An 18,393-nucleotide genomic window follows, 5' to 3' on the forward strand; every position below is an offset into this window, starting at 1 on the left:
GCCTGGACCTGGACCCCAATGCCCTGGCCGCGGCCGGCGTGCGGGTCTACAAGGTCGGCCTGGTCTTCCCGCTCGAAGCCTCGCGCATGAGCGAGTTCGCCCAGGGCCTGACCGATATGTTGGTGATCGAGGAGAAGGCCCCGGTCGTCGAACGCCAAATCAAGGAGCTGCTCTACCACCTGCCCGATGCGCAGCGCCCGCGTGTGGTGGGCAAGACCGATGAGCATGGCCAGGCCGTGCTGTCGGCGCTTGGCGAGCTGCGCCCCTCGCGCATCATGAACACGGTGGCCGACTGGCTGGCCCGCCTCAACCCCGCCCTGGACCGCCGCCATCTGGTGGTGGACTTCCTCACCCCCTGCCTGCTGTCCAACGCGGCCGACGGCGTGCGCCGCCAGCCCTACTTCTGCTCGGGCTGCCCGCACAACACCTGCACCAAGTTGCCCGAGGGCTCGCGCGCGCTGGCCGGCATCGGCTGCCACTTCATGGCCAGCTGGATGGAGCGCGGCACCTCCGGCCTAATTCAGATGGGCGCCGAGGGCGTGGACTGGGCGGCGCACAGCCGCTTCACCACCGAGAAGCATGTGTTCCAGAACCTCGGCGACGGCACCTACTACCACTCGGGCTATTTGGCCATCCGCCAAGCCATCGCCGCCAAGACCAATATCACCTACAAGATCCTCTACAACGACGCGGTCGCCATGACCGGCGGCCAGCCGGTGGACGGCAGCACCAGCGTGCCGCAGATCGCGCGCCAGGTGGAGGCCGAGGGCGTGAAGCGCCTGGTGGTGGTGAGCGACGAGCCACAGAAGTACCAAGGCCACGAGAACCTGTTCCCGCCGGGCACCAGCTTCCACGACCGCAGCGAGCTGGATGCGGTGCAGCGCGAGCTGCGCGAGATCGAGGGCGTGACGGTGCTGATCTACGACCAGACCTGCGCCGCCGAAAAGCGCCGCCGCCGCAAGAAGAAAGAGTTCGTCGACCCGCCAAAGCGCATCTTCATCAACGAGGCGGTGTGCGAGGGCTGCGGTGACTGCGGCCAGGCCAGCAACTGCTTGTCGGTCGTGCCGGTGGAAACCGATTTCGGCCGCAAGCGCGCCATCGAGCAAAGCAGTTGCAACAAGGACTTCTCTTGCGTCAATGGCTTTTGCCCCAGCTTTGTCTCGGTGCATGGCGCGCAGCTGAAGAAGCGCGTGGGCGGCGGCTTCACCGCGCAAGACCTAGCCCGCGAGATCGCGGCAATCGGCACGCCCAAACCCTGGAACTGGACGGGGCCGTTTGACCTCTTGGTCACCGGCGTGGGCGGCACCGGTGTGGTGACGGTGGGTGCACTCGTATCCATGGCCGCGCATTTGGAAGGCAAGCAAGCCTCGGTGCTGGACTTCATGGGATTCGCGCAAAAAGGCGGCTCGGTGCTGAGCTTTGTGCGCGTGGCGCCGACGCAAGACTTGCTCAACCAGGTGCGCATCGACACGCAACAGGCCGATGTGCTCTTGGCCTGCGATATGGTGGTGGGCGCTTCGCCCGATGCCTTGGGCACCGTCAAGCCCGGTCGCACCATCATCGTGGCCAACACGCACGAGCTGCCCACCGCCGCCTTTGTGCGCAACCCCGATGCCAGCCTGCAAGGCGACTCGCTGCTGGCCAAGATGCGCCATGCGATTGCCGATGACAGCCTGCTCTCCACGCTGGATGCGCAAGCCATCGCCCAAGACCTGATGGGCGACACCATGCCCAGCAACATCATCATGCTAGGCGCCTGCTATCAGCGTGGCCTGATCCCACTGAGCCAAGCCGCTTTGCTGCGCGCCATGGAGCTCAATGGCGTGGCGGTGGAAGGCAACAAGACCGCCTTTGCGCTGGGCCGCCTGGCCATTGCAGCACCCGAGGCGCTGGACCGCCTGCGCGGTGGCGGCGGGAACGAACACAAGGTGCAGCTGCTCTTGGGCCAAGACAAGCTGGACGGGCCGGACGGCCTGATCGCCCGCCGCATGCAGCACCTCAGCGCCTACCAAGATGCCGCCTATGCGCAGCGTTATGCCGACTTGGTCGCTCGCGTGCGCAAGGCCGAGTCCAGCTTGGGCGAAGCCGGCAAGGCCGAGCGCCTGTCCAAGGCCGTGGCCCGCTACTACGCCAAGCTCTTGGCCATCAAGGACGAGTACGAAGTCGCCCGCCTTTACACCGATGGCAAGTTCGAAGCGGCGATGAAGGCGCAGTTCGACAACTGGGAGCGCTTGAGCTTCCACCTGGCCCCACCGCTGATCTCCAAGCCCGGCGCCGATGGTCGCGCCAAGAAGATCGAGATGGGCAGCTGGACCTTCAAGGCCTTCAAGATCCTGGCCAAGTTCAAGGGTCTGCGTGGCGGCGCGCTCGACATCTTCGGCAAGACCGAAGAGCGGCGCATGGAGCGCCAGTTGATCAAGGACTACGAAGCGCTGGTCGATGAGTTGCTGGCGGGGCTAAGCGCCGAGAAGCTAGACATCGCCCTGCAACTGGCCCGCCTGCCCGAGCAGATCCGCGGCTACGGCCATGTCAAACATGCAAACGTGGTGACGGCCCGAGCCAAGCAAAAGGCGCTGCTGGACCGCTTCCACGGTCGCAGCGCCGAGCCGGTGGCACAACAGGTGGCCACGCCGCAGCGGGTGAAGGGCGTGGCCGAGCTCTGAGTCCTGCGCCTGCAGGAGCTAGGCAAAGCCAGCGCCTGCTGGCTCAGCGCGTTCGCAATTGACGCGCCGCGGCCCAGCACTTGATCAGGTGCCGACGAGGCCCCCGTCGGCCTTACGCACCACGACGGTCGCCGAGCGAGGCCGTGCGCCCGGGCGCTTGTCCGGCCAGTTGGAATAGCGGTCGGGCTTGGCCGGATCGCTGCGCTCGCTCGGGCTTTCACCGGGATGCTGGATGTTGACGAACATGCTGCGGCCGTCCGGCGTCATCATTACCCCCGTCACCTCGCAGCCCACTGGCCCGGTCAAGAAGCGGCGCACCTCGCCGGTTTGCGGGTCGGCCGCCAACATCTGGTTCTGGCCCATCACCGCCAGTTCACCCTTGCCCATATTGGCGGTGGACATATCGGTCTGAATCCACAGCACGCCGCGGCCATCAACCCACAGCCCGTCTGGGCATGCAAAGGTGTCGCCCTTCACATTGCCCTTGGCCTCGGCGCGCTCGTTCAGCGGGTCGCCGGCCAAGACAAAGTGGTTCCACTGGAAGCTCAGGCCATCATGGTCGCCGTCTTCTTTCCAACGGATGATGTGGCCCATGGTGTTGTTGGCGCGCGGGTTGGCGGCGTCCACCCCCGGCTGGTCCTTGCCGCCCCGGTTGCTGTTATTGGTCAAGGTGCAATAGACCCAGCCCTGCTTGTCCACCGCGATCCACTCGGGGCGGTCCATCTTGGTGCCGCCCAAGAGATCACTGGCCTGGCGCGACTTGATCACGACCTCGCCCTGATCGGCAAAGCCCTGGGCCGCATCCAGCCCGCCCTTGCCGTGCACCAAGGGCAGCCAAGCGCCACGACCCTCGGCATCAAAGCGGGCGACATACAGCGTGCCATGGTCCAGCAAGTCGCGGTTGGCGGACGCGCCGCCGGGCTTCACCGCATCGCGGCTGACGAACTTGTAGATGTACTCAAAGCGCGCATCCTCACCCATATAGACCACCGCACGGCGGTCGCGGGTCAGCGCCACGGTGGCGCCTTCATGGGCGGCACGTCCCAGCGCGGTGCGCTTGACGGGCGTGCTGCTCGGGTTCATCGGATCAATCTCGACCACCCAGCCGAAGCGGTTCGGCTCGTTCGGATGCTTGACCGCGTCGAAGCGCCCGTCATGCTCATGCCAGCGCGATCCGCTCGGGTTGCCCTTGCGCAGGCCCCAGCGCGTTTCATGGGCATTGGGCGCATCCGGGCCATTGAAGTAGCCGATGAAGTTTTCTTCACAAGTGAGATAGGTTCCCCAGGGCGTGATGCCGCTGCCGCAGTTGTTCAGCGTGCCCAGCACGCGGCGGCCGCTGGCATCCGCGGCGGTCTGCATCAAAGCATGACCTGCCGCCGGGCCGCTGACAGCCATGGGCGTATTGGCCGTAATGCGCCGCGCCCACGGAGAAGGCAAGACCACCTGCCATTGCCCACCCGCCTGAGACACCTCGCAGATGCTGACCCCATGCGCGGCCTGCGCCTTGCGCACTTTTTCGGCGGACCATTGCGCTAAACCATCGCTATGCAGCAGACCGTCATCCACATACTCGTGGTTCATCGCCAAGAGGCCGGACTTGGAGCCTTCGAGGGCGAAGTAGTGGATGCCGTCATGGTGCATACCAAACTGCGCCAATTGCTCGGCCGCGCTATTGCTGCCGTCGGTCTTGAAAGCCGGCGCCTCGCCCGAGAGCCCCACCGGATCGCCCCAGGCGGCGATCACCTGGCTGGTGTAGCCTGGCGGCACAGACACGGTGTCAATGCTGTTGATGGGGATGCTGGCAAAGCCCAGCAAAGGGCCGTTTCCAGCCACTTCGGCGGTGCTGGCGCAGCCCGCCAGAGTCGTCAGACCGCCCAGCGGCGCCAGAAAAGCCATGGCGGCCGAACCGCGCAAAAAGTTGCGCCGGCTGGGCTCGCTGATGTCATGAATGCTGGAATTGGAGGAGCGGTTGCTGTCCTCCATGCTTGTGTAGTCTTTGGACATAGATCAAGAGTCGTCACAACAAGGGGAAGATTTGCAGCATTGCTGCGCTTGATGACAGTATCGTGACAGAGAATCGCGACATGTCATGGGTCCAGCCGACAGCTCGCCTGCCGGGCCTGAACTTCAACAGCCCGAGCTTCGGCTTATCGTTGCAGCGTGCAGCACACCAGCATCTCATCTCAGCAAGTCTTGGGGCCGTTGCAGCGGTGGCAGTTGCGGGCCGCGCTTTGGGCCGCAATGTGGGCCGGCATGGCCAGCGCTCTGGCTGGCCAGCAGGGTGCGATGGCGTCGGGCTCGACGGCCAAAGCGCCGGTGTCGATTTGCGTGGGCAACTTCCCGCCCTTCAACAGCCCCAGGCTGCCCAAGCAAGGGCCGGTGATCGAGATCGCCAGCGAAGCCTTCCGGCGAGCGGGCTATGCAGTGCAAACCCAGTTCATGCCTTGGGCCCGCATCCTGAAAGAAGGCGAAGACCGGAAATGCCTCATCTTGGGGATCTGGCGCAATCCACAGCGGGATATGACCTTCAATTACTCGCTGTCCATCCTGCAGCAAGAGTTGGGCTTTTTCGGCCGACACGATGCAATCTCCAAAGATTGGCGCGAGGCCGGTGCGCTTCAACAAGGCTTGATCGGCGTCGAACGCGGCAGCTACTTGCCGCCGGCGCTGCAGGAACCAGGGCTGCGTCTGGACCTCTCGGGCGGCATCAAGCTCAATTTGCAAAAACTCGCACGCGGTCGCGTGGAGTTGGCCTTTGGCAACAAAGACAGCGGCCAGTACGCCATCAAGAATGAGCCCGGCCTGCAAGAAGCCGTGCAATGGCTGCCGCCGGGCCTTGAACGCAAAGACACCTACCTAGCCTGCGCCAAGAACCACCCCGAACAAGAAGCCTTGCTGAGTGCCTTCAACCAAGGCCTGCGCAGCATGCGGGCCGACGGCAGCTTTCAGAGAATTCTCAAAGAGGCCGGCTTGGCGTCGGCCGCGCCCTGATTCATCCCCACAGCCGGCCAGAAGACGCCGGCAAGGGTTCAAGCCAAACCCTTGAAGGGTCCGCCCTGCAGCCAGCGCTCGATCTGCGCTTGCCTGTCATTGCCCCAGAAGGGCTCGCCGTCGATGATGAAAAACGGCGCACCAAAGACCCCGGCGGCAATCGCCGCGTCATTGGCGGCCTTCAAGCGCTCCTTCCATTGCGGGTCTGACCAGGCGGCCTCGGCTGCATCCGCGTCCAAGCCGCTTTGCTGCGCCAATTCCTTCAGCTGAAGCGGATCATTCAAGGCCACGCCGCGCGCGAAATAGGCTCGAAAGCCCGCCCGCGCCCAAGCGACCGCACGAGCGGGGTCCTGGCTGTTGAGCCACCAAAACACCCGCGCTGCGTTTTGCGTGGGGATGGGGAAACTCTCCGGTTGGCGGTAGGGCAAACCGGCAAACTGCGCGGAGCGCTCAAAGTCGCGCAGGGCGTATTCACGCTTGAGCGGATACGCCACCGGCGGCTTCAACTCCGCCACCTGAAACAGCGCACCGAGCAAGACCGCATGCCACTGCACTCGGCGCCCATGGCGCGCGGCCACGGCATCAATCCACTCCGACGCGATATAGGAGTAAGGCGAAGAGAAATCGAAATAAAACTGGATCGGACCACGCTGCATGGCCTGCGCGGCACGTTCGGGGAAGGTGGTTTCAAGCATGGCTTCACCGTAGTGCATTTCGGGGCAAAAGTGCAGCCGTACAAGCGCGCAAATTCGCCCACAAAACTACAGCCACCACAAGGCTGGTGCGACTGACGCACCCGTCCAAGCGAGCAAGTCCTCCACCACCATCGCTGCAGAGATGCCGCTGAAAAGAAAAAGGGCCAGACCTTTCGATCTGGCCCTCGCTCAGTGACGAAAAAACTCAGGGCGTCCCGGTCAGGCTGCTGTTATTGCTGCTGTCCGTATCGGCGCTGGCCCGTACGCTGGTGTTGAAGAACGTGGCTTGTGTGACGCCAGGCGCAAAGCTGTAAGGCACGGTGAACACCAGGGTGCCATCCTTGGGCACATTCGGCAGCGCCATGACGCCCATCTTCAACACGCTCGGGCAGGTAGCACCACCAGAGGCACTGCAGGTGATGGTGCCCAAGGTCGGCGCCGTGGCAGAGGGGTTGCTCAGCATGTCCATGCCCAACTCCGCATCCGTAGCAGCATCAGGGCCCTTGTTGCTAACCGTGACGACGTAGTTGAAGCTGCCGCCAGCCGGAATCGGAACGGTCAAGCCAGGGCCCGCGACTTGCACGGCCATATCCACGCTATAGACCTTGAAGCCCACCGACTGACTGTTGCTGGACGACTGGCCGCCATTGGTGGTGCTGGCGGAAGCCCCCACATTGATCACTTTGCTGGTGCCCAGCTTGACCACGCCCGCCACATCGAAAGTCAATGAAGAGCCGGGCTGCAACTTGCTGACGGTCATGCGCGAACCCAGGCCAGGGCATGCGCTGGCCGAGTTATCAGACGAGCAATTGAGCACCTTCAAGTCTTGCAGATCAGCATCGGCCGTGATGTTGAAGTCCGTCGTTTCAGCCACACCCTTGCCGACGTTGCTGAGCTTGACGGTGGCCAGCTTCTGGCTGCCGCTGCTCGAAGCCACGGGGTTACCGATAGGCTTCACCAAGACCGCCACTTCTGCAACATCCACTGGGGGAGGAGGTGGCGGTGTGACGTCGCCGCCACCTCCGCCGCCGCCACATGCACTCAGCAAAGCTACGGCTGACAAAGACATCAGGGCCAGCAATGGGCGAAGTCGGGGGCTGGTATTGATCAGAGCGGCTTGCTTATCCATGGAAGTTCCTAACGAGCTTTCAAAAAGGCTGGGTTTGAGGCCTGGCGGCGAAATGCTTGGGTCTGACACCTCCTATAGAGAGGCGCTTTTGACATCGAGGCAGAATTTTAGGGATAGCCCCTATTCTTGTCTGTGTACGTTTTGTACATAGCCGAACATCCCTTTCTTTTGTCCTTCTGTCCTCCCCCAGGCCACTGTCAAATTGCCATGTCAGCTTTTAAGGCCCTGAGCGCGCCAAGGCGGAGCTGGGAGGGCAGCAAATCGAGCGCCGCCTGATTCCAGGCGCCCATCAAACAGATTTGCAACTGGTTGCGCTCTTGCAGATAGCCGCTTTGCCAAGCCAGCTTGAAGCCTGCGCGCTCGAGCCAAGGGCCTAATCGGCTGGCGCGCAGCGAAGGGTCAAGCGCCAAGGTCAATACACCCGGCATCGCTTCGGGCCCGCTGACCAGCAACTGCCAAGGCGCTGCGGCACCCGCGTCCGACGCCTCGTTCACCAAGGCCTCCCGCAAGAAGGCATCCGCCTCAGACACCGACTGCCAGCGGGCCGGCCAATCAATGTCTAGGGCCGCATCCAAAGCCGCCAGCAAATTCGAACTCTGGGTGTAAGGCACACCTTGCGCCTGCGCAAAAGCGCCCAGGTCGATGGCGCGCGGCAGTTGCCCTGGCGCTTGCAAAGCGCCGTTGTGCAAGACGATCGCCAGGCCCGGATACGCACCCAGCGCCTTGCCGCTGACCGCACTGGCCAGCCACACGCCCTGCAGATCCAAAGGCTGCAGCCCCAAGGCGCTGACCGCATCCACACACAGCCGAGCGCCAACCCGCGCACAGGCCGCCTTCAAGAGCGGCAGCGAGTTGCGCATGCCGGTGGAGGTTTCGCACAGCACCACCCACAACCAAGCGGGGCGCTGCTCATCCATGGCTTGGTTCAAGCGCTCCGCCGACAAGGCCTCGCCCCAACCTAAATTCAAGACCTGGTGCGGCAAGCGCCAGCGCCGCGCGTGATCCGCCAAGCGCTCGCCGAATTCGCCATTGCTGATGACCAAGCCTGGCTGGTTCAACAACGAGAGCTGCCCCGCCACGGCATCATTGGCCAGGGTGCCCGTGCCCGGGAACACCAAGGCATCGTCGCAAGAGGCCAGCTCACACAAACGCTGGCGAACTCGCGCCAAACGCTGCAGGTGCTGCGCGCCGCGGTGCGAATGCGCCGGCTCAGCCAAGGCCTGCGCCACCGCCGGCGAGATGGCAATCGGCCCCGGCAAGAAGCTGGCGTGCTGCCCATCTGAGAGGTATTCAAGATGCGCCGCCTTCGCCGCGTACTCAGGCAGGCGCATCAGCATCGGCTGGTAAGGCGCCTCGGCCGTGCCGACCAAGGGGCCGAAGGGCTCAAAACCCAAGTGCCGGTACAACTTGGTCTGCCGCAAGGTGCCGGAGATCAAAGCCAGGTCACAGCCCTGGCCGCGGAAGTAACGCGCCAACACACCGGCCAAGCGCGCAAACACCGCATGCTTGCGAAACGCCGGATCAACCGCCAAGAGCCGTATCTCCACCGCCTTTTGGTGCGGCGGCAAATGCTGATCGAGTTCGGCCAGCTTGCCGTCCAAAGAAAAGGGGCGCTGACAGCGGCCAGCAATCATGCCCACCACCTCGCCCTGATTCAGGCAGATGGCATAGGTGTTCTCGGCATGAAAGCGATCCACCAAGCGACGCTCGGCGTTGCTGGCGTGCTGAGGGATTTCTTCGACAAAGGTCCGGTAGTTGAGCCCATGAATGGCTTTGAACTCTTCCGGCTGGTCGGCGATCTTGAAACTCAGGGCATGGGATGACATAGGCCGAATGGTAGGCCAGGGCCTCGGTCGCCCCAGCCCGGCCCGCCGGGCAATCGACCAAGTCGCAGAACATGCCCCGCTTGGGCGCAGAACATGCGCCCCAAGCGGCCAAAACGGCCATGGCGGCCATAACGGCCGAAGCCGATCAAGCCAGCGCGCGGCCGATCAATATCTTTTGCACTTCCGAGGTGCCTTCATAGATCTGGCAGACGCGCACATCGCGGTAGATGCGCTCGACCGGGAAGTCGCTCACATAGCCGTAGCCGCCGTGCACCTGGATCGCATCGGAGCAGACGCGCTCGGCCATCTCGGTGGCGAAGAGCTTGGCCATGGCCGCTTCTTTCAGGCAGGGCTGGCCGGCGTCTTTCAAGCTGGCGGCGTGGTGGATCAGCTGGCGCGCCGCTTCGATCTGCGTGGCCATATCGGCCAGTTTGAAATTGATGGCTTGGTGGTTGAAGATGGCCTGGCCAAACGAAGTGCGCTCCTTGCTGTACTTCAAGGCCGCTTCAAAAGCCGCACGCGCCATGCCGACCGCTTGCGAGGCAATGCCGATGCGGCCGCCTTCTAGGCCGGACAAGGCGATCTTCAAACCCTGGCCTTCTTCACCCAAACGGTTGGCCACCGGCACGCGGCAGTTCTCAAAGCGGATCTGCGCGGTGTCGCTGGCGTGCTGACCCATCTTGTCTTCGATGCGGTCCACCTCGTAGCCGGGCGTTGTGGTTGGCACCAAGAAGGCGCTGATGCCTTTCTTGCCGGCTTCCTTATCGGTCACGGCCATGACGATGGCCACATCGCCGTTCTTGCCGCTGGTGATGAACTGCTTGACGCCGTTCAGCACGTATTCGTCGCCGTCGAGCACTGCGGTCGTGCGCAGGCCGCCAGCCTCCGAGCCCACATGCGGCTCGGTCAGGCAAAACGCGCCCAACATATCGCCGCGCGCCAGCGGTTTCAGGAACCGCTGCTTCTGGTCTTCATTGCCAAAGGCCATCAGGATGGAGCAGACCGGGCAGTTGTTGACGCTGACCACGGTGGAGGTGGCGCCGTCCCCGGCGCCAATCTCTTCCAAGATGATGCTCAGCGCCAGATAGTCCAGGCCCGCGCCGTCGTACTCGGTGGGCACCGCCACGCCGTAGCACCCCAGCTCGGCCAAGCCTTGCAGTTCAGCGGCTGGGAAGTGATGGGTCTTGTCCCATTGCGCCGCCTTCGGGGCGATCTCGGTTTGCACATAGGCGCGGATCGCGTCCTGGATGGCGCGGTGGTCGTCGGAAAGCAGCATGGCGTTTGTCTCGGATAGGTCTGTATTAAGGCGCCACGCGCATCAAGCGCGCGGCAAAACCTGAACGATACCGCGTCCGGCGAAGCCTGCCTTCGCTCAGGGCTTGGTCAAGCCTTGATCAAGCCTGCTTGCGGCGGCGCGCGACGGTCACGCCAGCCAATGCCAGGCCGACCAAGGCCAGCGAGGCCGGCTCGGGCACATGGTTGCTCAACACCACGTTGTTCAGCGCAAAGAACTCGCTGCCAGAGTTGTCGCCCCTTGAATAGCCGTAGCCCACCCAGCGCAGCGAATGGGTGCCCGCGTTCAGACCGGACTTCAGATCAATGTTTGTGGTCGAGCCGTTGGTGTCCTTTGAAGCCAGCAGATCCATGGCGAGATTCAGCCAGCCATTGCCGCTATTGATCTGCACACCGTACTTATAGCCGGACGCTGTCGGGAAGCCGGGGTTGTGATTGTGAAAATGAGTGAAGCTCAGCGACAGATCACTCATGGCCTGCGCCAAAGTGAAGCTCAGCCAGGGCGTGTTGTTGCTGTTGTTGAAGCTACGCGTCGCCGACAACTGTCCAGTCGGGCCGCTGAACTTTTCCACACCGTTGTTGCCGGTGTTGAAGACGGCGTTGCTCACGCCCGCCGCCGTGCTTGAAGCGGCAATGCCGCTGATCTGGCGCAGCGTGGCGTTCTCAAAGTCCCAGGCCGCCACCACGCCGGCCTGCGCCGAGGCGCTCAGCGCTGACAGCGCTACGGTCACGGCTGCGAAGCCCAGCTTGGACATCGATGTGTTGATTTGCTTCATTGGATTCCCTCGCGTCTTTCATCAAAGTTGGTTGATGACAAAGCCAGACTTGCGCACCTACTCTGGGCGGCGGTCATGACGTTTGACGAGCGAATTATGGGAAGCCTGACCCTGCGACACACCCCTCAACTACGGTGTTAGCTTTTCACGAATCAGCAGGGTCCGCCAACTCATTCTTGAAAGCCAATCCCCAGAAAACACCGATGAACACGGGCCTTTAGAGGCTTGACACCCAAACCAACTTCCTCAATGGGTCGGCGCTACCATGCTCAAACTAAAAACACAAAGAGCTGAAAAGCGGAACAAATGCACACCCGGTTTGTGGCGCCAAAGACAAACGCTCACCAGCTCAAACGTTCACCGTCGTAGTTGATAAAGCTGCCCTGATCGGCCGGGCTCAAAGCCGCCATAACGCCGCGCATACCGGCTACGCTGGTGTACACCTCGATGTCCGCGTCCTCGCCGCCCATCTCGGTGCGCACCCAGCCAGGGTTGACGCTTATGCACACCGCCTTGTCTTGCAGCAACAGCGATGCATCCTTCAGCACCGAGTTCACCGCCGCCTTGGAGGCGCGGTATAGCCAGCCCTGGCCATTGCTGCGCAAACTGTTCGAACCCATGCACGAAGACATGATGGCCAGCCGCGCCCCAGGCGCCAAGGCGTCTTGCAGCTGAGGCAGCACCCGCATCGGCCCCAAGACATTGGTCTGCATCACGGTGTTGAACTCGGCCTCGGTCGGCGTTTGCAGCCCCTTAGAGCGCGGGCCATACACGCCCGCCACCAAGACCACCTGATCGAAGGCATAGCCATCGATCTGCCAAGCCAGGCCCGAGGCGCTGGCCGTGTTCATGACGTCCAGCTTCAGCGCCACCGCGCCCAGATCACGCAGGCGCTGCAGCCCCGCCTCATCGCGCGCCGTAGCCACCACCCGGTCGCCCGCTTCGCGCGCCTGCCGCACCCATTCCAAACCAATGCCACGCGAAGCGCCGACGATCAAGACTGAGGCCATGTTCAAGAGTTCCTGGTGAAAAAAGGGCTGGGCGCGATTCTGCCCCAGCCCCCCTACCACCCACCTCCCAGCGCTGACGCCCAAGCCCTCCCCATGAAGCTAGAGCGCCGTGCAGGTGTCACATCGACCGGGCATACTGCCGCCAGATTCTTGACCGCCATGCCCCCCAAGTCCCTCGCGTCCCCTGCCTCCGCCCCTCCCGCTGCGAGCCCGCAGCCTGCCGCCAACACCTCGCCTCAGCTGCGTCTGCTGGGCGGCTTCGAATTGCGCAGCGCGCAGGGCCAGGTCGTACCCCTGCCCTACGACAAGGTGCGCGCCCTGCTGGCCATGCTGGTCTTGCAGACCGGGCCACTGGCGCGCGAAGTGCTGGCCGAAACCCTGTGGCCAGACTCCGCGCTAGAGCAAGCGCGCGCCAATCTGCGTCGCGCTCTGTTTGACCTGCGCCGGGTGCTGGCCCAGCTCTGGCCTGAGCAGCCGGACCTCGAGCCGCTGCTGAGCGACAAAAAGCAATTGCAGCTGCGCGATGACCTGGCCTGGCAGCTGGACTGCCGAGACTTCGCCCTCGCCCAGCTGGACGCCGCCACACCGCATGCCGAGGCACGCCGCCAGGCTTTGCAGCAGGCCCTGAGCCTCTACCGTGGTCCGCTGCTGGACGGCTTGCAATTGCCCGAGGCGCCCGGCTTTGAAGCCTGGCTGCAGCCGCGCCGCGAAGCCTTGCTGCGCCAGGCCCAACAGGTATTGGAATCACTGGGGCAACTGCATGAGGACGCCGGCGAGGTCGAAGCTGGCTTGGCCTGCGCGCGCCGCGCCCTCGCCCAAGACCCCTGGTGCGAGCCAGCCCTGCGCCGTTGCATACGCTTGCTGGCTCCATCAGCCGCCGGCGAGGCGCTGGCCTTGTTCGAACAATTCCGCAAACAACTGCAAACCGAGCTGCAGCTGCAACCGCAAGCCGCCACCTTGGCCCTGGCCGAGGGTCTGCGCCAAACTGCATCGCTCGCCCCCGAGGTCCCCACCGCAAGAGCCGAACGCCGCCGGGTCGTCGCCCTGGCCTGCGAATGGGAAGCCCCGGCCGACGAAGCCGACCGCGAAGCCGAGGCCCTGGCCGCCGCCCTGCAAGCTCGGCTACAGCAGGCTCGCCAGCTGCTGCAGGCGCGTGGCGCCCATGTGCAGCGCGCCGAGGGTGGCGAGCTCTTGGCCTTTTTCGGCCACCCCCGTGCGCAGGAACAGGCGCCGCGCCTGGCCTTGGATGCCGCGCTCGAGCTGGCCACCGCGCAGGAAGAAAGCAGCCGCCAGACCTGGGCACTGCGCCAGGGTCTGCATGTGGGCTGGGTCCATGCCGACCCCGAACAGGCCTCTCCCGACAGTGTCGGCGCGCTTTCGCGCCTGGCGCGCAAGCTGGCCTTGCAGTCCGAGGCGGGCCACATCGCCGTCAGCGCGGAGCTGCGCCAGCAAAGCGAACGCCACCACCGCTTCGCCATGCCCCACACACCGGGGGGCAGCGCAGCGCTGCTGGGCGCACGCCCGGCGCAAACTGCCAGCCGCCTGGACACGCTCAAGCCCATGGTCGGCCGCAGCGCCGAACTGGCCCAGCTGCAAGAGGAATGGGCGCGAGCCCAGCAAGGTGCGCGCACGGTCTGGGTGCAAGGCGAGCCCGGCCTGGGCAAGACCCGGCTGTTGCTGGCCCTGCGCCAGCAAGTCGCGGCTCAGCCGGGTCACAGCGGGCAGCCCGCTCCGCCCATCTCACAGCTGCATTGCCGCCCCGAGTACCGTCACACCCCGCTGCAGCCGGTGCGCGCCACGCTGCGCCGGCGCCTAGGGGCCGCGCTGGAGGGCAATGAAGCCCAGGCCGAACAAGCCCTTGGCCGCCTGCTGCTGCAGGCCGGCATCGTCCCGGCCGCGCAAGCTGCCGCGCTGAGCCTGCTGCGCCCGCTGCTGCTGCAGACCCAGGCCGACACAACCCCGAACGAACCGCTGCACAAGCGCGAGCTGCAAACCCTGCTCTGCGAACTGTTTGAAGGCCTGGCTCAGGGCCGGCCGCAGCTGCTACTGTTGGAAGACCTGCACTGGGCCGACCCGTCCACGCTGGAGCTGCTGCAGCTGCACCTGCAACGACATTTGCAGCGCCCCGCCGCTCAGCGCGCTCCGGGCCTGCTGCTGCTCAGCTCGCGCGAGGCGCCGCCCGAAGACCTGCGCGCCAGCCTCGACCTCTGTCTGACCCTCAGCCCCTTGCCCGCCGATGACATGGGCCGCCTGATCGACCAGCTCGACGGCAGCCCACCGCCCGCGGCCCAGCGCCAGCAAGTGCTGCAACGCGCCGGCGGTGTGCCGCTGTTTGCTGAAGAGCTGGTGCGCTCGCTGCGCCTGCGGCCCGAAGACAAAGTGCCCGCCACGCTCTGGGACCTGTTGGCCGCCAGCCTCGACCGCCTGCCGCCCGAGGCCAAACGCCTGGCCCAGGGCGCAGCCCTGCTGGGCAGCAGCTGCTCGCCGGCCTTGCTGCAAGAGCTGCTGCAGCTGCCGGCCGGGCCGCTGGCGCAGCAGTTGGCCCAGCTGGCGCGGCTCGACCTGCTGCAAGCCCACGGGCCGCAACACTGGCAGTTCCGCCATGCCTTGATCCGCGACGCAGCACTGGAGACCCTCAGCGCCGGCGAACGCCGCGCCCTGCACCGCCGCGCCGCCCAGGCTTTGATGGGCCCCTTCGCCAGCCTCGCCGCCGATGCACCCGAGGCCCTGGCCCAGCATTTGCACGCCGCCGGCGACCCGGTGGCCGCGCATTACTGGCTGCAGGCGGCCGAGCGCGCCGCCGCCCAATCGGCGCATCAGGAGGCGCGCCACGGTTTCGAACAAGGCCTGGCCGCGCTGCAGTTGCCCGAGGCCACGCCGGCCCTGCTGCAACGCCTGCGCCTGCCCCTGCTGATGGGCCAGGGCCATGGCTTGTTAGCCCTGGAAGGCTACGGCTCGCCGGCCGCGCGCCAGTGCTACCGCCAGGCGCTGCAGGCCTGCGACGAAGCCGGTGCCCGCAGTGGCCCAGGCCAGCGCTTCCAGGCGCTCTGGGGCTTGTGGCTGGGCAGCCGCAGCGGCCCGGACGAGCGCCCCGTGCTGGACCTGGCACAGGAGCTGCTGAGCGTGGCTGCCGACACCGGCGATGCCGCTGCCGCCGTGCAAGCGCGTTATGCCCTGGGCAATAACCAGTTCTTCCTGGGCCATTTGCAAGCCTCATGCGAAGCCCTGGCCGAGGCAGCCGCAGCGGGCGAACGCCTGCCCGCCCGCCAACGCACCCAGCTGACCCAGCGCTTTGGTGAGCATGGCGGCATCGCCGCACGCGCCATGCTGGGCTGGCCGCTGGCCTTGCAAGGCCGGGTGGACGAGGCGCTGTCACAAAGCAAACTCGGTCTGCAACAGGCCCGCGAACTCGGCCATGCCCACACGCTGGGCTTCGCCCTGGCGATGAACGCAGTGCTGCTGCGCCATCTGCGCCGGCCCGAGGCCGCCCTGCCCCTGAGCCTGGAACTACTGGCCCTGGCCGAGCGTCATGGCCTGGCGCTGTGGCAGGCCGTGGGGGCGCTGGTGCTGGGTTGGAGCCAAGCAGCCGGCGGCGACCCGGCCGGCCTGCTGCCCATCCGTCAGGCGGCCGGTGCCTCGGCCGTGGCCATGCCCAGCACCGAGGCGACCTTCCTGTCCTTCCTGATCGAGGGACTGCTGAACCTCGGCCAGGCCGAGGAAGCCCTGGCGCAAGTGGACGCCTGCCTACCCAAGGCCCGCGAGCGCCAGGAGTTTTACCTGCTGCCCGAGCTTTGGCGCATGCGTGCCCAGGCCCTGGCCGCCTTGGACGGGCCACACGCCGAGATTGAACAAGCGCTGGATGAAGCTTTGGAGGCCGGCCAAGCCATGGGGGCCGACTTGCTCTTGCAGCGCAGCGCCGCCCAGCGCCAGGCCCTGTTCAACGGTGCCCCCGGCCTTTCAACGGAAATTCAACGCTAGCTCGGCAAGCTCTCGCTTAATTTCAGGCCCGCCGAACATGCAGTGGGCCGTAGCGAGGGATTGCTTTGATGCTGACAAGAAAAGAAAACCGCAGGCGCGCAGCCGCCTGGCTGCTGGCCGGGCTGGCCCTGCTGGCCAGCGCCACGGCGCAAGCCGCCGACGAGAGCAGCGGCAGCTCGACCGAAAGCGAGAGCCGCGCCCGCCCGCTGCGCTTCTCGGGCTTTGGCACCCTGGGCGTGGCCCACAACGACAACGCCACGGCCGGGGTCATCACCTCGTTCTCGCAGCTCAAGCCGGTGCAACAAGGCTGGTCGGCCAATCTGGACACGGTGCTGGGCCTGCAGCTGGAATGGCAGCCACTGAACGGCACCACCTTTCAAGTGCAGGGCGTGGCCCGCGCGGGCGAGGACATGCAGCCGCGCCTGCGCATTGCCGCCCTGCGCCAGCAACTCGGCCAAGGCCTGAGCCTGAACCTGGGCCGCATGCGCAGCCCGCTGTTTTTTGACTCCAGCATCGCCGAGATCGGCTATGCCAACCTGACCGCGCGCCCGGCACCGGCCATCTACGCCCTCACCAACAGCGTGGCCAGCCTTGACGGTGCGGATCTGCAATGGCGCCTCAACCTGGGCGACGCCAGCCTGCTGGCGCAGGTGTTCGGCGGCCGCTACGACTACACCCATCGCTTCAACAACTTCTCGCCCGCCCTGTCGGCCGATGCCAGCCTGCGCGGCCTGCTGGGCTTCAGCCTCAGCGCCAATCTGCAAGACCTGACCCTGCGCGTCTCACGCACCGAGATTGACCGTTATGTGCTGCGCTCCGATCAAGTCAATCAACTCAACAGCGGCCTGACCCAGCTCAGCGGCGCTTTGCAGCAGATGACCCTCAACCCCATGCTGCCTCCGGCGATGGCGGCCGCCTTGCAGGCCAAGGCACAGGGACTGGACGCCTTGCGCAACCCTTTCAACAACCGCCCGATTTACACCAGCGTCGGCCTGGACGGCAACTGGCAGCGCTGGCGCCTCTTGGCCGAGCTGACCTGGATGGACCCGCGCAACGATCTGGTCGGTCGGGGCACAGGCTATAGCGTCACGCTGGCGCGCAGCTTCGGCGATTTCACGCCTTATGTGAACGTGGCCCAGCTGAAGCGCTCCAGCGCCAAACTCAATACCTCGGCGCTGGCCCCCACCGGACTGAGCCCGCAGCTCGACGCCGGTTTGAGCCAGCTGCAGCAGGGCTTTGACCAGGCCCAGCAGTTCGCCGACATCAGCAGCCGCTCGCTCAGCTTCGGCCTGCGCTGGGACTGGCGCGAGAACATGGCGATCAAAACCCAGCTCGACCTGGTGCGCACGCCCAATGCCAACACGCCTGGCCCGCTGGCTGTGCCCAAGCTGCCCTTCGACAACAAGCTCCAGCTGTTCAGCGTCACGCTGGACCTGGTGTTCTGAAGAGGGCATGGACATGAACTTCGCAAAACACTTGTTGCCCCGCACGCCCTCCACCCTGCTTGCTCTGCTGGCCCTGCTCTGGCTTGCAACATCCCAGCCTGCGCTGGCCGCCAACGAACTGGTCGTGATCGCTCACAAAGACGTGGCGCTGGACAAAATCAGCCCCGAGCGCATGACGCAGATCTATCTGCGCCAACAACAAAACTGGCCCGACGGCCAGGCCATCCAGCCCATCGACTTGCGCGAGGGCAGCGGCCTACGCCGCGCTTTCTATGACCAAGTCACCGGTCGCAGCCCCGGCCAGCTGCGAGCCTTCTGGGCGCGCCAGAGCTTCACCGGCATGGGCTTACCGCCGCGCCAGGTGGACAGCGACGAAGAAGTGACCCGCCTGGTGCAAAGCACGCCAGGCGCGATTGGCTACGTCTCACGCAAGCCAAACGGTGCGGGCGTGAAAGTCCTGATGACCGCCAATCTGGACTGACTGTCGTGACGACTGCCGCCTCCGACCTCGGCCGCGCGCGGACCAGCTGGCTGCGCCTGCTGGCGCCGGCCAGGGCTTACTTGGTAGCAGCGGCCTTGGCGATGTT

At 65.2% G+C, this 18,393-nt stretch carries 12 protein-coding genes; 5 read left to right on the plus strand and 7 right to left on the minus strand.

The genetic code is table 11. The annotated features are described in order from the left end of the window. The coding region (locus ACOVRJ_RS03480; protein WP_422042511.1) for an indolepyruvate ferredoxin oxidoreductase family protein at positions 1–2,663 on the plus strand (2,663 nt) is incomplete at its 5' end. A gap of 84 nt (positions 2,664–2,747) precedes the next feature. Here ACOVRJ_RS03480 and ACOVRJ_RS03485 read toward each other — a convergent pair. Further along, positions 2,748–4,667, minus strand: a complete 1,920-nt coding sequence (locus ACOVRJ_RS03485; protein ID WP_422042512.1) for a PhoX family protein — start codon at positions 4,665–4,667, stop codon at positions 2,748–2,750. 249 nt (positions 4,668–4,916) lie between these two features. On the opposite strand from ACOVRJ_RS03485, the gene ACOVRJ_RS03490 reads away from it, so the two are divergent. Next, positions 4,917–5,654, plus strand: a complete 738-nt coding sequence (locus ACOVRJ_RS03490; RefSeq protein WP_422042513.1) for a substrate-binding periplasmic protein — start codon at positions 4,917–4,919, stop codon at positions 5,652–5,654. Between the two features lie 38 nt (positions 5,655–5,692). On the opposite strand, the gene ACOVRJ_RS03495 is transcribed toward ACOVRJ_RS03490, so the two are convergent. The 6 genes from ACOVRJ_RS03495 to ACOVRJ_RS03520 form a co-directional block, all read right to left on the minus strand. Next, entirely contained in the window at positions 5,693–6,349 is a 657-nt protein-coding gene (locus tag ACOVRJ_RS03495; RefSeq protein WP_422042514.1) for a 2-hydroxychromene-2-carboxylate isomerase, read from the minus strand. 205 nt (positions 6,350–6,554) lie between these two features. Further along, the gene (locus ACOVRJ_RS03500; protein ID WP_422042515.1) at positions 6,555–7,478 is read right to left on the minus strand and encodes a hypothetical protein; all 924 of its coding nucleotides are present in this window, start codon (positions 7,476–7,478) and stop codon (positions 6,555–6,557) included. Positions 7,479–7,675: 197 nt separating this feature from the next. After that, positions 7,676–9,304, minus strand: coding sequence for a GNAT family N-acetyltransferase (locus ACOVRJ_RS03505; RefSeq protein ID WP_422042516.1), 1,629 nt, complete (start codon positions 9,302–9,304; stop codon positions 7,676–7,678). Positions 9,305–9,449: 145 nt separating this feature from the next. After that, the gene (locus tag ACOVRJ_RS03510) at positions 9,450–10,580 is read right to left on the minus strand and encodes an acyl-CoA dehydrogenase family protein (protein WP_422042517.1); all 1,131 of its coding nucleotides are present in this window, start codon (positions 10,578–10,580) and stop codon (positions 9,450–9,452) included. Positions 10,581–10,698: 118 nt separating this feature from the next. Then, positions 10,699–11,373 carry a PEP-CTERM sorting domain-containing protein gene (locus ACOVRJ_RS03515; RefSeq protein ID WP_422042518.1) on the minus strand — a complete coding sequence of 225 codons (675 nt, stop codon included), beginning with the start codon at positions 11,371–11,373 and terminating at the stop codon, positions 10,699–10,701. A gap of 341 nt (positions 11,374–11,714) precedes the next feature. Next, positions 11,715–12,383: an SDR family oxidoreductase gene (locus ACOVRJ_RS03520; RefSeq protein ID WP_422042519.1), complete on the minus strand. Its 669-nt coding sequence runs from the start codon at positions 12,381–12,383 to the stop codon at positions 11,715–11,717. Positions 12,384–12,542: 159 nt separating this feature from the next. Here ACOVRJ_RS03520 and ACOVRJ_RS03525 point away from each other — a divergent pair, with 159 nt between their 5' ends. From ACOVRJ_RS03525 to ACOVRJ_RS03535, 3 genes are all read left to right on the plus strand, one after another. Beyond that, positions 12,543–16,361 carry an AAA family ATPase gene (locus ACOVRJ_RS03525; protein ID WP_422042520.1) on the plus strand — a complete coding sequence of 1,273 codons (3,819 nt, stop codon included), beginning with the start codon at positions 12,543–12,545 and terminating at the stop codon, positions 16,359–16,361. A 68-nt stretch (positions 16,362–16,429) separates the two neighbouring features. Then, on the plus strand, positions 16,430–17,806 hold the full coding sequence (locus tag ACOVRJ_RS03530; protein ID WP_422042521.1) for a hypothetical protein: 1,377 nt from the start codon (positions 16,430–16,432) through the stop codon (positions 17,804–17,806). A 13-nt stretch (positions 17,807–17,819) separates the two neighbouring features. Further along, complete coding sequence (locus ACOVRJ_RS03535) at positions 17,820–18,287, plus strand: hypothetical protein (protein ID WP_422042522.1); 468 nt, start codon at positions 17,820–17,822, stop codon at positions 18,285–18,287. The last annotated feature ends 106 nt before the right edge of the window (positions 18,288–18,393 follow it).

Origin of the sequence: Roseateles sp., from assembly GCF_049240545.1 — a bacterium.
Taxonomy (GTDB): Bacteria; Pseudomonadota; Gammaproteobacteria; order Burkholderiales; family Burkholderiaceae_C; genus Paucibacter_A.